The sequence below is a fragment of the Streptomyces sp. NBC_01788 genome, assembly GCF_035917575.1.
Classification (GTDB): domain Bacteria; phylum Actinomycetota; class Actinomycetes; order Streptomycetales; family Streptomycetaceae; genus Streptomyces.
In genome coordinates, this window is sequence record NZ_CP109090.1 from 6,997,341 (window position 1) to 7,009,886 (window position 12,546).

Annotated in this window: 13 protein-coding genes; 5 read left to right on the forward strand and 8 right to left on the reverse strand. The window is 70.8% G+C overall.

Annotation, left to right across the window (positions count from 1 at the left end; all coding sequences use genetic code 11):
* Nucleotides 1-87: 87 nt before the first annotated feature.
* The 4 genes from OIE49_RS31365 to OIE49_RS31380 all read left to right on the forward strand — a co-directional run bounded on the left by OIE49_RS31365 (nt 88) and on the right by OIE49_RS31380 (nt 3,766).
* Entirely contained in the window at nt 88-1,308 is a 1,221-nt protein-coding gene (locus tag OIE49_RS31365; protein WP_326805236.1) for an MBL fold metallo-hydrolase, read from the forward strand.
* Nucleotides 1,309-1,606: 298 nt separating this feature from the next.
* Nucleotides 1,607-1,900 carry a LysR family transcriptional regulator gene (locus tag OIE49_RS31370; protein ID WP_100570017.1) on the forward strand — a complete coding sequence of 98 codons (294 nt, stop codon included), beginning with the start codon at nt 1,607-1,609 and terminating at the stop codon, nt 1,898-1,900.
* Between the two features lie 79 nt (nt 1,901-1,979).
* Nucleotides 1,980-2,450, forward strand: a complete 471-nt coding sequence (locus OIE49_RS31375) for a cobalamin B12-binding domain-containing protein (protein WP_326805237.1) — start codon at nt 1,980-1,982, stop codon at nt 2,448-2,450.
* Nucleotides 2,447-3,766, forward strand: a complete 1,320-nt coding sequence (locus OIE49_RS31380) for a methylaspartate mutase (RefSeq protein WP_326805238.1) — start codon at nt 2,447-2,449, stop codon at nt 3,764-3,766. Before OIE49_RS31375 ends, OIE49_RS31380 begins: the two co-directional genes overlap by 4 nt.
* Before the next feature lie 138 nt (nt 3,767-3,904).
* On the opposite strand, the gene OIE49_RS31385 is transcribed toward OIE49_RS31380, so the two are convergent.
* From OIE49_RS31385 to OIE49_RS31410, 6 genes are all read right to left on the reverse strand, one after another.
* On the reverse strand, nt 3,905-4,372 hold the full coding sequence (locus OIE49_RS31385) for a flavin reductase family protein (protein WP_326805239.1): 468 nt from the start codon (nt 4,370-4,372) through the stop codon (nt 3,905-3,907).
* Nucleotides 4,373-4,458: 86 nt separating this feature from the next.
* Nucleotides 4,459-5,529 carry a MupA/Atu3671 family FMN-dependent luciferase-like monooxygenase gene (locus tag OIE49_RS31390; RefSeq protein ID WP_326805240.1) on the reverse strand — a complete coding sequence of 357 codons (1,071 nt, stop codon included), beginning with the start codon at nt 5,527-5,529 and terminating at the stop codon, nt 4,459-4,461.
* 171 nt (nt 5,530-5,700) lie between these two features.
* Nucleotides 5,701-6,495: an ABC transporter permease gene (locus OIE49_RS31395; RefSeq protein ID WP_326805241.1), complete on the reverse strand. Its 795-nt coding sequence runs from the start codon at nt 6,493-6,495 to the stop codon at nt 5,701-5,703.
* 15 nt (nt 6,496-6,510) lie between these two features.
* Nucleotides 6,511-7,662 (reverse strand): class I SAM-dependent methyltransferase, encoded by a 1,152-nt coding sequence (locus OIE49_RS31400; RefSeq protein ID WP_326805242.1) that lies wholly within the window; start codon nt 7,660-7,662, stop codon nt 6,511-6,513.
* A gap of 46 nt (nt 7,663-7,708) precedes the next feature.
* Nucleotides 7,709-8,497, reverse strand: a complete 789-nt coding sequence (locus tag OIE49_RS31405; protein WP_100570023.1) for an ABC transporter permease — start codon at nt 8,495-8,497, stop codon at nt 7,709-7,711.
* Nucleotides 8,494-9,468, reverse strand: coding sequence for an ATP-binding cassette domain-containing protein (locus OIE49_RS31410; RefSeq protein ID WP_326805243.1), 975 nt, complete (start codon nt 9,466-9,468; stop codon nt 8,494-8,496). The genes OIE49_RS31405 and OIE49_RS31410 overlap by 4 nt, the downstream gene beginning before the upstream one ends.
* Nucleotides 9,469-9,777: 309 nt before the next feature.
* Here OIE49_RS31410 and OIE49_RS31415 point away from each other — a divergent pair, with 309 nt between their 5' ends.
* Nucleotides 9,778-10,311 carry a DUF3995 domain-containing protein gene (locus OIE49_RS31415; protein WP_326805244.1) on the forward strand — a complete coding sequence of 178 codons (534 nt, stop codon included), beginning with the start codon at nt 9,778-9,780 and terminating at the stop codon, nt 10,309-10,311.
* 26 nt (nt 10,312-10,337) lie between these two features.
* Here OIE49_RS31415 and OIE49_RS31420 read toward each other — a convergent pair whose 3' ends face one another.
* Together OIE49_RS31420 and OIE49_RS31425 are read right to left on the reverse strand one after the other, a co-directional pair.
* A complete protein-coding gene (locus OIE49_RS31420) occupies nt 10,338-11,126 on the reverse strand; it encodes a thioesterase II family protein (RefSeq protein WP_234375659.1) in 789 nt (262 codons plus the stop codon).
* Nucleotides 11,123-12,394, reverse strand: a complete 1,272-nt coding sequence (locus tag OIE49_RS31425; RefSeq protein ID WP_326805245.1) for a cytochrome P450 — start codon at nt 12,392-12,394, stop codon at nt 11,123-11,125. Before OIE49_RS31425 ends, OIE49_RS31420 begins: the two co-directional genes overlap by 4 nt.
* Nucleotides 12,395-12,546 lie beyond the last annotated feature (152 nt).

Here is a 12,546-nt window from a genome sequence, read left to right on the forward strand (position 1 = left end):
ACGGACGGGAGCGCGCGGGTGTGACATCCGGGTTGTCGGAGCGGCCCGACATAATGGAAAGCCTGACCGACTCCACCTGGAGGTAGCGTGGCAGGATTCCGTCCTTCGAACCCGGGGCTCCGTGCACTGCGGCCCGAGGCCTTCGGCGCGGACCCGAGCGGAGAGCGCATGGCGCGCATCCGCAGATCACCCCATTTCAAGGACGGCGTCTTCCAGAACCCCGGCGGCCCCGCCCGGACCCGGCCCTCCGGCTCGACGCCGGCCTTCGCGCGGCGCTACCTCGACAAGGACGAGCGCCGCCGCCGCGCCCCGCGCGGCACCGTGCCCGTGCACGCCACCACGCTCGCCGATCTCGCCAGGCCCCCGGCCACGGGTCTGCGGCTGACCTGGATGGGACATTCCAGCGTCCTCGCGGAGATCGACGGGCAGCGGGTGCTCTTCGACCCCGTGTGGGGCGAGCGCTGTTCGCCGTTCCCCTTCGTCGGGCCCCGCCGGCTGCACCCGGTGCCGCTGCCGCTGGCCGCGCTCGGCACGGTCGACGTCGTCGTCATCTCCCACGACCACTACGATCACCTGGACCTGCCCACCATCAAGGCGCTGGCCGGCACGGACACCCTGTTCGCCGTGCCGCTCGGCGTCGGGGCCCACCTGGAGCACTGGGGCGTGTCCGCCGACCGCCTGCGCGAACTGGACTGGCACGAGGCCACCAGGGTCGGCGGGCTCACCCTGACCGCTACCCCCGCCCGCCACTTCTGCGGCCGGGCCCTGCGCAACACCCAGCACACCCTGTGGGCCTCCTGGGCCGTCGCGGGTGAGGAGCACCGCATCTACCACAGCGGTGACACCGGCTACTTCGAGGGCTTCCGGCAGATCGGCGCCGACCACGGCCCGTTCGACGCGACGATGATCCAGATCGGCGCGTACTCCGAGTTCTGGCCGGACATCCACATGACGCCCGAGGAGGGGGTCCGGGCCCACCTGGACCTCCAGGGGAACGCGCCGTCCGGTGTGCTGCTGCCGATCCACTGGGGCACCTTCACCCTCGCCCCGCACGCCTGGGCCGAGCCGGGCGAGTGGACGAAGGACGCCGCCGAGGAGGTCGGACAGGCGGTCGCGCTCCCGCGGCCGGGGGAGCCCTTCGAGCCCACGGGCAAGGTCCCCGCGGAGCCGTGGTGGCGACCGGTGTCCGCGCCCCTCTCCCACCCGTGGCGCCGCGCCGCCGAGGGACCGGAGGCCGTTCCCGCCGCCCCGGCCGCCGAGGCCGCCCCGACCTCCCCGGGTGACCTCGACCTCGCAGGCGAGCGCTGACGCCCGTCCAGGGTGACCTCTTCGCCGGAAATCTCTGAGAACTTCCCGACCGAGTTCGTCCTTTTCCTCCGGCTCGATGCGGACATTCGGCGACTTCGGCTGCGCGGCAATACCGACGATGTGCCACAAGCACATGCCGCGCAGCCGGCTGGAAATACCTAAACCTCACCGACCAGGCAAAGCTCCACAGATCCCGTTCTACACCTGACGTGGCAGCTTCCTGCAAGCGCCGTGCCGTGCGAAGGAATCGCATGTTAAAGTTTCGGCACTTGATAATCTGTTTAATTGTGAGGCGATTATGCACGAACGCGAGTTGCGCGCTTTTGTCGCGATTGCCGAAATAGGTCGAATGGACCTCGCAGCCAAGAAGCTCGGATACTCGCAACCGGCAATAAGTTACCAAATCATATGCCTTGAGCGATCTCTGGGTATCAAGCTGTTCACCCGTAATTCAGGTGGCACCACTCTGACCCGTGAAGGGCAGATGATCCTGTCCTCGGCGCGCGCGACTCTGATGCTGATCGAGAACATCAAGAGAGAATGCACGGAATTCAGCAGAGCGCCCGTGGCCGTCACGAGCCTGGTGCCCTGACCCCCGGCCCGGCTCTCCACGACCACCTCGATCGGCACTAGGGAGAACCGTGGCACAGCGGGAGAACCAAATCGCCGGCGTGAGCACGCCCCCGGCCCACCGGGACCGCGGCACCGTGGTGGTGTCGGGCCTCGCCAGCGACGCGCACACGTGGAACCTGGTCTACCTCCAGCTCGTCATCGAGGAACTCGGCTACCACGTGATCAACCTCGGGCCCTGCGTGCCGGACGACGTGCTGGTCGCCGAATGCCGCCGGATCGATCCGGCGCTGGTCGTCATCGGCAGTGTCAACGGGCACGGCTGCACCGACGGCCTGCGCGCGGTCACCCGGCTGCGCGCCTGCCCGGAACTGGCCGCCACGCCGATGGTGATCGGCGGCAAGCTCACGGTGTCCGACGAGAACGCCGGCCGCCACGCGCGGGCCCTGATGGCCGCGGGCTTCGACGCCGTCTTCCCCGACCAGGCCTCGGACGCGGCCGACTTCACGGCGTTCGTCGCCTCGCTCCCGCCCGCCGCGCAGCCGGCGCTGACCGCGGGGAGATCCCGGTGACCGTCCTCGTACCCGGCCGGCCCACCCAGGCGGAGCCGGGATTCGGCGCGTTCGTCCGTGCGCGGGCGCGGGCCGGCGCTCTCGTCGTGCAGCCACGCATGGGTTTCGGCGATCCGGAGCGGATGCGGGCGGGGCTGGCCGCCACCAAGGCGGCACGCGGGCACACCGCCGGCACGCTGACCCTGGACAGCTACACCAGGGTCGGTGACCTGGCCGCGGTCGAGCACGCCCGGCGCGAGGACCTGCCGCTCAACGGCTACCCCATCGTCAGCCACCCCGACGCCACGACCCGGGCGATGCTGGCCGGTGTCCGGGACGCCGGCTTCCCCGTGCAGGTGCGGCACGGATCCGCCCTGCCCCAGCACATCTTCCGCAAGCTGATCGCGCTGGGCCTGGACGCGACCGAGGGCGGGCCCGTGTCGTACTGCCTGCCCTACGGACGCACCCCGCTGGCCGAGTCGATCGCGGCCTGGCGGCAGTGCACGGAAATGTTCTCCCGGCTGCGCGACCAGGGCGCCGAACCGCACCTGGAGACCTTCGGCGGCTGCATGATGGGCCAACTCTGCCCGCCCAGCCAGCTGGTGGCGCTCAGCGTGCTGGAGGCGCTGTTCTTCCGCGCGTACGGCTGCCGCAGCATCTCGGTGAGCTACGCCCAGCAGACCCACGCCGGCCAGGACACCGAGGCGGTGTTCGCGTTGCGCCGGCTGTGCGCCGAGCTGCTGCCCGACGTCGACTGGCACGTGGTCGTCTACGCCTACATGGGGGCGTACCCGGTCACCGAGGCGGGCGCGTACCGGCTGCTCGGCGAGGCCGCCGAACTGGCCGTGCGGACCGGCTCCGAGCGGCTCATCGTCAAGACCGTCGCCGAGTCGCGGCGGATCCCCACCGTCGCGGAGAACGTGGCCGCCCTGGAGTACGCGGCGCGGGCGGCCGCGGCGGCCCGGCCGGTGCCCGCGCCGGACACGGACACACAGACGTACGCGGAAGCGCGGGCGCTGATCGAAGGGGTGCTGAACCTGCACTCCGACCTCGCCCGCGCGCTGCTGCTGGCCTTCGAACGCGGCTGCCTCGACATCCCGTACTGCGTGCACCCGGACAACCGGGGCCGCACCCGCAGCCGCCTCGACGCGGAGGGACGGCTGTGCTGGGCGCAGACCGGCGCGCTGCCACTGACCCGACTGGTACGGACCGGGCGGGGGCGTGAGGTGACCGCGGCAGGGCTCCTGGCGGACCTCTCCTATCTGCGGAGCAAGTACGACCGGGAGGCGCTGTACGACCACGCCCCGGCCGAGGTGCCGTCCGCCGACCCGGCGTGACGGCGGCGGGCCGACCGTACCGGCCGCCCCCGCGGCCGCCGGCCGTGTTCCGTCGGGAGGCGGCCCTGTGCGAGAGGCGGCGCCGTCCGCCCGGGGAAGGCGGGCCGGGTCGGGCGGCCCGTGCCGGGCCGGGGACGGTCAGACCCGGTCCGGGGCCGGTTCCGGCCAGACGGTGAACCGTCGGTGGCCGTAGAGCAGCGGGGTGCCGTTGGAGCAGTCGGTACCGAGAACTTCGCCGAAGACGACGACGTGGTCGCCGACCGCCTTGGTGTCGCGGACCCGGCAGGCGGCGAAGGCGACGGTGTCGTCGGCGAGCCGGGGAAGGGCGGCGTCGCCGGCCGGCTCCCACGGCACGTGCTCGAAGTGGCTCAGGGAGGAATCGGCGAACAGGCGGGCGATCCCGCTCGCGCGGGCCCCGAGCAGGTTCACTCCGAAGAAGCCGTGGGCACGCAGAGCGCCGAGCGTGCGGCTGGTCACCGTCAGGCAGACGGACAGGACCGGCGGATCCAGACTGACGCCGGCGAGGGAGGAGCAGGTCATGCCGCGCGGCCGCCCGTCGGCGTCGACCGTGGTCACGACGGACACACCGGTCGGGAAGGAACTCATGAACGCGCGATACGCCCCGGCGCCGACCGGACCCGGCTCCGCGTCCAGTGCCTTCGCCGCTCCGCCCGGCGCCCCGGCGCGCGCGGTCACCGAGCCTGCTCGCGTTCCCGCCACGCCTGCCTGAGCAGGTCGAGGTGGGCCAGTCCGGCCAGCACCTCGTCGGTCTCCACACCGAAGTCGATCAGGCAGGCGATCTCGTCCACGCCGATCTCGTACAGCCGCTCGCACATCCGCAGCCCGTCCTCGACGGTGCCGAACAGGCCGCTGGTCTCGAAGTACCGGTCGAAGGCCTGGCCGACCAGGAAGTCGATGTCGGCGGGGCTCATCTTGTTCAGGTCCAGCGCGACCGCGTCGGCGCCCGCGGCCCTGGCGGCGTGGATGACCAGGTCGAAGGAGCTGGCCAGGTACTTGCTGAACGGCCCGCGGACGGTCGCCCTGACCTTCTCCCGGTCCGGGCCGACGAACGTGTGCAGCATGAGCGCGACATGCCCGTCGCCCTCGGTCTCGTCGTGATGGTCGCGGAAGGCCTGCCGGTACTCGCCGATCCGCTTCTCCAGCACGTCGACGCCCTGGCCCAGCAGATGGGTCAGCACCCCGGCGCCCATCTCGCCGGCCTCGCGGAAGGTCTGCGGGTTGCCCGCGCTGGTCAGCCAGACCGGCAACTCCCGCTGCACCGGCGGCGGGAAGACCGTCACGTCGACGCTCTCGCCCGCGCCGTCGACGAACGTCGCGGGCTCCTGGCGCCACAGCCTCCGAATCGCCTTCACCGAGTCGATCAGACCGGACCTGCGGGTCGGATATCCCTCCGGGCGCAGGACGAAGTCGGCGGCGTGCCAACCGGAGGCGAATGCGATACCGACCCTTCCTTTGGAGAGGTTGTCGACGACCGACCATTCCTCCGCGATACGCACCGGATGGTGCAGCGGGGCCACCACACTGCCGGCCCGTACCGCGACTTTCTCGGTCACCGCGGCCACCGCGGCGCCCGTCACCGCCGGATTCGGATAGAGGCCGCCGAACGCGTGGAAGTGACGTTCAGGCGTCCACACCGACGCGAAATCGTGGGTGTCGGCGAACTTGGCTCCCTCGATCAGCAGCCGGTACCGGTCGCCGACGTCCTCCTTGTCGTTCGCGAAGTAGAAAAGGCCGAAATCCATGGCGCCTCCAGCCATCAGCGCGTTCGGTGGGTGGCCGAGCGGAAAAGCGGAGCCCGATACTGTCCGCCTGATACGCGCAGCCTAGTCAGGGGGAAAACACCCGCTCCGGGTCAGTTCGAAAACTCTGTGGCCGGGTTTGGAAGGAGCCGTCGAGGACGATCGCCGGCTGCCTCACCGCATCGGCCCGGCACGGCGGTAGGCGCGCGCCGCCGCCGGAGCGGTGACGGCGATCACCAGCAGACAGAAGACGACGGCGAGCGGCGCGGCGTGACGGTCCGGAAAACCGGCCCCGGCGGGCGTTGCTCCCGTGCCCAGCAGATCGCGCACCGTGCTGTTCACCGCGGTCACCGGGTTCCAGCCGACCACCTGGCGCAGCCAGCCGGGCAGGCCGTCCGGCGGCACGAACGCGTTGGACAGGAACGTCGCCGGCAGCAGGCACACCGGTACGAGCGAGGTGACCGCCTCGGCGTTGCGGAGGGTGAGCCCGAGGAAGATCCCCAGGCACGCGCACCCCGTGCCGAGCAGCAGCTCCAGGCCCACCGCGGCCAGCGCCGCCGTGGGGCGGACCCCGTCGGCCCAGCCGGCGATCCACGCGGCGGGCACCACACCGGCCATCGCCACCACCACGGGCAGTGAGTCCACCACGATCCGCCCGGACAGGATGGCCGCGCGGTCGACGGGAAGCGAGCGGAGCCGGTCGAACACACCGTTCTGGAGGTCGTCGAGGACGCCCAGCGCGGAGAGCGCGACCGTCGAGACGGCGAGCGAGGTGATCACGCCCGCCGCCACGTACGCGCCGTACGGCCCGCCGCCGGGCACTCGCATGCTGCCGCCGAACAGGATCCCCAGGCCCACCACCATCGCGACCGGCATCACGGTGAAACCGACCAGCTTCTCCGGCAGGCGCAGCAGATGCCGCAGATGCCGGCCCGCGATGGCCCGCGTGTCGCCGAGGAACTCCGCCATGTCGTCGCGGGCCGGTCAGGCGTGCCCGGCGAGCAGGATCCGGTGCATCGGGGTGTCCAGCACCGCGACCCGCCGCAGTCCGGTCGAGGCGAGCCACTGGTCGTAGTCGTCCAGCAGGAAGGCGTCACCGCCGCCGGTGGCCAGCATGGACGCGGCGAACAGCATCGCGAACCGGTCCTGGACCGACTTGGCGTCCTTCTCGTCGGTGACCAGGTGGTCGGCGATGCAGATCAGGCCGTCCCGTGACAGGGCCTCCTTGGACTTGCGCAGCAACTCCTGCGCCGACTCGGGCGTCTGGAGGTGGAAGATGTTGACGAAGACCAGCAGGTCGTGGTCGCTGCCCCAGCTCTCGGTCCAGAAGTCACGCACCTGGACGCCGAACCGGTCGGCGACGCCGAGCCGTTCGGCCTGCGCCGTGGCGATCGGGGCGATGGCCGGCGCCTCGAGGCCGGTGGCCCGCCAGCGCGGGAACGCCCGCAGCAGCAACTGGCTGTACAGACCGGTACCGCAGCCGATGTCCAGGACGGAGGCGGGCCGGTCGGTGGGCCACTCCAGCGTCTCGAAGCCGCCGCGCAGCGCCTCGACGATCGGCGGCGCCCAGAAGTTGATGCCGCGTACCAGGGACTCGTAGTTGTGCTCGCTGATCTGGTTGAGCTGGAGCCCGCCCGTCTCGTCGCGGTTGTCGCCGCGCACCGCGTCCGCGAGGTTGCGCCAGGAGTGCCAGGCCAGCTGGCGGTCGTACTCGATCTTGCCGACCAGGCTGAACAGCCCGTCCGGCAGCAGGCATTCGCGCATCTCCTCCGGCATCCGGTAGACCGCGGGGCCGTCCTCGGCGGGGACACGGTCGACGATGTCGTAGGCGTACAGGCCGTCCATCAGCACCCGCATCGCCCGCTGGTTGGCGGCGCAGGCCCGCGCGAGCTGGTCACTTGTCCTCGGTCCGGCGCTCAACTCGGCGAACACACCGAGGTCGTGCGCGGCCTCGATGACGCCGGGCGCCCACAGCGAGATCAGGTGCTCGTAGACCCGGTGGGCGGAGTGCACGACCCGGCCGGAGCCCCGCCAGTCGGGAAGCAGCGTGGTGTCCACGAGCGGGCGGACGTTGAGTTCCGGCGCGGGTCCGTCGCCCGCCTCGAAGTCGGCGGGCGTGGTGACACCAGGCGTCATCGCAGTGCTCCTTTGGGGGTAGGCGGCGCCTTGTCGGGCGAGCGGTTCAGCGGGCTGCCGCGGTCCGGTACCTGCGGGCGGCGAGCGGCATGGCCAGCGCGATCATCGCCACGATGAGGACCACGGCGACGGGGATCGGGTGCACCGAGGGGAAGGAGGTGTCGCCGACGGAGGTGGGGTTGCCGAACAGCCGGCGCAGGGCCCCGACCACCGCCGACAGCGGGTTCCACACCGCGATGGCGCGCAGCCACTCGGGCAGTCCGCTCAGCGGGATGAACGCGCTGGACAGGAACGTGAGCGGCATCATGACCATGGACATCACCGCGCTGACCGCCTCGACGTTGCGCAGGGACAGTCCGAGCAGCGCGCCGAGCCAGGCGGCGCCCAGGCCGAGCAGCAGCAGGATGCCGAAGGCGGCCAGGATGTGCGGGGCGCCGGTGTGCACCCGCCAGCCGATCAGGGAGCCGACCGCGGCCATCACGACGATGGCTACGGTGGACAGCAGCAGGTCGGAGACGGTACGCCCGATCAGTACGGCGTAGCGGGACATGGGAAGCGAGCGGAACCGGTCGACCAGGCCGTTGCGCAGGTCGTCGACCACGCCGACCGCGGTGGTCTGCAGGTTGGCCAGCATGACCTGGGCGAAGATGCCGGCCATGATGTACTCGCGGTAGTTGCCGCCCTCGACCTGCATGGCGCTGCCGAACAGGAACCCGAAGACGATCACGTACATCACCGGCATCAGCGTCACGCTGAGCAGCCGTTCCGGCACCCGGGTCAGATGCCGCAGGTGGCGGCCCGTCAGGGCGAGGCAGTCGCTCAGGAACTCGCTCATGTCGCCGCTCCTTCGGTCACCGGCCGCGTCGCGGGGCCGGTCAGGGACAGGAAGACCTCGTCCATCGAGGGACGGCTGAGCCGGAAGTCGGCCACCGGGATACCTGCCTGGACCAGTTCGGTGGCCACCGTCGCGATACCGCCGACGCCTTCGGTCATCGGCACGGAGACCGTCCGCTTCTCCTCGTCCACGAGCGGTTCGTCGACGCCGAACCGGCTCAGCACCTTGGTGAGGGCGACGACGTCGTCCGCGGAGGCGGCGGTGACCCGCAGCCGGTCGTCCCCCACCCGGTCCTTCAACTCGTCGGGGGTGCCCTCGGCGACGACACTGCCGTCCTTCAGCACGGCTATCCGGTCGGCGAGTTGGTCGGCCTCTTCGAGGTACTGGGTGGTCAGCAGGACGGTGACGCCACGGCTCACCTGGGTGCGGATCACCTCCCACAGGGTCAGCCGGCTGGACAGGTCGAGGCCGGTGGTCGGCTCGTCCAGGAACAGCACCGGCGGCTCGGCGATCAGGCTGGCGGCGAGGTCGAGCCTGCGCCGCATGCCGCCGGAGTAGGTCTTCACCGGCCGGTCGGCCGCGTCGGTCAGGTCGAGCCGTTCCAGCAGTTCGTCCGCCCTGGCCCGGGTGGCACTCCGGCCGAGGTGGTAGAGGGTGCCGATCAGCCGGAGGTTCTCCCGGCCGGTCAACCGCTCGTCGACCGCCGCGTACTGTCCGGTCAGCCCGATGCGCCGGCGGACCTCCTTGCCCTGCCGGCGCACGTCGAATCCGGCCACGGTCGCCTCGCCGCCGTCCGCGGAGAGCAGGGTGGCCAGGATGCGCACGGTCGTGGTCTTCCCGGCGCCGTTGGGCCCGAGCAGCCCGAAAACCGTGCCGGCGGGGACCGACAGGTCGACACCGTTCAGCGCGTCCTTGACCTGCTTTCCACCGTAACGTTTGCTCAGTCCCTCGGCCCGAATTGCAATGTCCACGCATTCACCCCCATACGCTACGGGTTCGCCGACCGCGACGGCTGCCGCATCGGCGCCGCCGACGCTAGCAGCGGCGTGGCCGGAACCGGCCCCCTCATTGAAAACTCCGATATGCGCGGGGTTCGCGCCTTCGCGCCCGGTGATACCGTGCCCGCGGTGTGCTCGGGCTTCTAGGTGAGGATTTGAATGGTACGCGAAACATTAATTCCAGGTGAAAATGACGGGAATTCACCCGGCCGGGAGCCGGGCGCCGAACTCCCGCCCCGGCCGGTCTGGGTTCACCTGGCTTTCGTCTTCACGTTTCTCTTCATGCTTCTCCACGTGTACTGGGCGGTGGGCGGCACCTGGGGACTGCCGCTCCTGGCGCGGCACGACAAGTCCGCGGTGCAGGCGGTCAACTGGGTGGTGAGCGCGATCATGCTGTTCGGCGCGCTCTTCGTCCTCGCGCTGAACCGCCGTACGGACAGCCGGGTGCGCGCCTGGGTGCTGCTGGCGCCGATGTGGATCGCTGCGGTGGTGTGCGTCTCCCACGCCTTTTACGGCTTCGTCACCAAGGCCCTGTACCTGAGCGGACACCACGGCGCCGTCGACTTCCCGGTCGTGCCCGGGGTCGGCGCGGCGGAGGCGGCCGAGGCGAACCACCTCTCGGCCGTGCAGGACCTCCTGGTCTTCGAGCCGTGCTTCCTGGTCCAGGGCGTGGTACTGGCCCTGGCCGCCTGGCAGTTCATCCGCACCCGGAACGCCCGCCGCAGATGGTGGACGTCGCTGGTCGTGGGCATCGTGGTGATCGACGTGTTCGGCGCCCTGCTCTCGGTGGCCGGCGCGCGCTTCGCGCTCTCCTGACCACCACTCTCCCCGCGTCCGCCGGTTCAGCCGGCGGCGCGGGCGGCCGCGAGGTGGCCGGTCAGACGGCCGGCCAGGTCGCGGACGAGGGCTTCGGGGTCGTCCATCAGATAGAAGTGGCCGCCGGGGTACACCCGGTGGTCGAAGCGGCCGGTGGCGCTCACCGCCGCCCACTCCCGCAGGCCCTCGACCGGCACCTGCTCGTCCTCGCTCCCCACGTACGCGGTCACCGGGGTGGCCAGCGGCGTGACCGGGCGCGGAAGATACGTGCCGATCAGCCGGAAGTCCGCCCGGATCGCGGGCAGTACCAGCTCCCGCAGGTCCGCATCGTCCAGCACCGTGCCGGCGTCCGGGTCGCCGAGCCGGCGTACCTCCTCCACGATCGCGTCGTCGCCGCGCAGGTGCACGCTCTTGGGCACCACCCGGTGCGGCGGCAACTGGCCGGAGACGAACAGCCGTCCCGGCGCCGAGCCGGTGCGCTGCTTCAGGCGCAGCGCCACCTCGTAGGCGACGGAGGCGCCCATGCTGTGCCCGAACAGTACGAGCCGCTCTCCCGCGCAGGCCTGCAGCACATCGGCGATCGGCGTGGTCAGCGCGCCCATCTCGTCGATGCACGGCTCCAGCAGCCGGTCCTGACGGCCCGGGTAGCACACCCCGGTCACCTCGACGTCGTCCGGCAGCCACCGCGGCCAGTCGCGGAACATGCTGGCCGCGCCGCCCGCGTGGGGGAAGCACACCAGCCGCAGACGGGGCCGGGCCACCTTGCGGTAGCAGCGCAGCCACTTCGACGGGCCCATTCCCGCGGACGGGTTCACCCGCGTGCCCCGTTCCCGCTGCCGTAGGCGGCCAGCGCCGCCTCGTCCGGCTCGAAACGCACCGGCAGACTGCACAGCCCGGTCAGGAAGTTGGAGTGGATCCGCTGCGGCTCGCCGGTGACCTCGAACCCGGTGCTGTAGGTGCGCAGGGCGTCCAGCATCGCGTTCACCTCGACCCGGCCCAGATAGGCGCCGAGGCAGAAGTGCGGGCCGTAGCCGAAGGTGATGTGCTTGTTCGGCGACCGGTTCAGATCGAAGACGTACGGGTCGGCGAAGACCTCCTCGTCCTGGTTGGCCGAGCTGTTCCACAGCGTGACGATGTCGCCCGCGGCGATCACCTGGCCGTGCAGCTCCACGTCGATGACCGCGCGCCGGCCGAAGTGCATCGCCGGGGTCGCCCAGCGCAGCACCTCCTCGGTGGCCGACTCCAGCGTCACCTCGCGGTCGCGGAGCGACTGCCACTGGTCCGGGTGCCGCGTGAGGGTCCGCACGGCGTCGATCATCGACAGGCGGCTGGTCTCGTCGCCGCCGAGGATCAGGCTGTAGCAGTTGAGGACGATGACCTCCTCGCTCAACGGCTCGCCGTTCACGGTGCTGTTGGCGAGCACGCTGATCACGTCCTCGGTCGGCTTCGCCCGGCGTTCGGCGACCAGCTCGTTGAAGTACAGCAGGATCTCGTTGCGGGCGAGCCAGGCGTCGGTCTCCGACTGGCCCTCCTCGTTCGAGCTGAGTGCGGACTTGTTGAGGTTTAGCAGGAACTCGCGGTCGGCGGTGGGCACTCCGAGCAGGTCGGAGATGGTGTTCATCGGGATGTGCTCGGCGACGTCGGTGGCGAAGTCGCACTCGCCGCGCCGGACGGCCTCCACCACCAGGTGGGTGGTGTTCTGGCGGACCCGGTCGGAGATGGGCTTGAGGGCCTGCGGGGAGAAGGCCTTGAGCAGCACGTTGCGCAGGTTGCGGTGCGGGGCGCCGTCGGTGACGGCGAGCATCTTTCCCGTCGCGGAGTCGCCGCCGGCGAGCAGCGTGACCAGCACGTTGCCCCGCTCCGAGGTGAGCCGCTTGTTGTCCTTGTACAGCGCCATGACGTCCGCGTACCGGCTGATCACCCAGAATCCCGGCGCGTCGCCGGTGGGCGGGTGCCAGTGGAGCGGCCGCGTGGTGCGCAGCCGGCGCCAGTATTCACGGAGGTCGTTCTCCTCGAACGTTCTGGGATCGGTCAGATCGACCGTGGAGATGTCGTCCGGTGTCGACATCGTCTGCGCAGTCATGTTTCCACCATTCGTCGTGGGCTGCGAAAGACTGGGGAAGGGAATTGCGGCGGTGGGTTCGACCGAGGGGACATCCGGTTCAGGCCCGGGGAAAAGGGGTTTCCTTTTCCCCGGGCCTGAACCGGTCGGTCGACACGGGCTACGGGATCCGG

Excerpts from the sequence above, each read along its gene's own strand:
- OIE49_RS31390 (WP_326805240.1), bottom strand. The coding sequence starts at position 5,529 with ATGGATTTCGGCCTTTTCTACTTCGCGAACGACAAGGAGGACGTCGGC.
- OIE49_RS31405 (WP_100570023.1), bottom strand. The coding sequence starts at position 8,497 with ATGAGCGAGTTCCTGAGCGACTGCCTCGCCCTGACGGGCCGCCACCTG.
- OIE49_RS31385 (WP_326805239.1), bottom strand. The coding sequence starts at position 4,372 with ATGAGTTCCTTCCCGACCGGTGTGTCCGTCGTGACCACGGTCGACGCC.
- OIE49_RS31425 (WP_326805245.1), bottom strand. The coding sequence starts at position 12,394 with ATGACTGCGCAGACGATGTCGACACCGGACGACATCTCCACGGTCGAT.
- OIE49_RS31395 (WP_326805241.1), bottom strand. The coding sequence starts at position 6,495 with ATGGCGGAGTTCCTCGGCGACACGCGGGCCATCGCGGGCCGGCATCTG.
- OIE49_RS31370 (WP_100570017.1), top strand. The coding sequence starts at position 1,607 with ATGCACGAACGCGAGTTGCGCGCTTTTGTCGCGATTGCCGAAATAGGT.
- OIE49_RS31400 (WP_326805242.1), bottom strand. The coding sequence starts at position 7,662 with ATGACGCCTGGTGTCACCACGCCCGCCGACTTCGAGGCGGGCGACGGA.
- OIE49_RS31415 (WP_326805244.1), top strand. The coding sequence starts at position 9,778 with ATGCTTCTCCACGTGTACTGGGCGGTGGGCGGCACCTGGGGACTGCCG.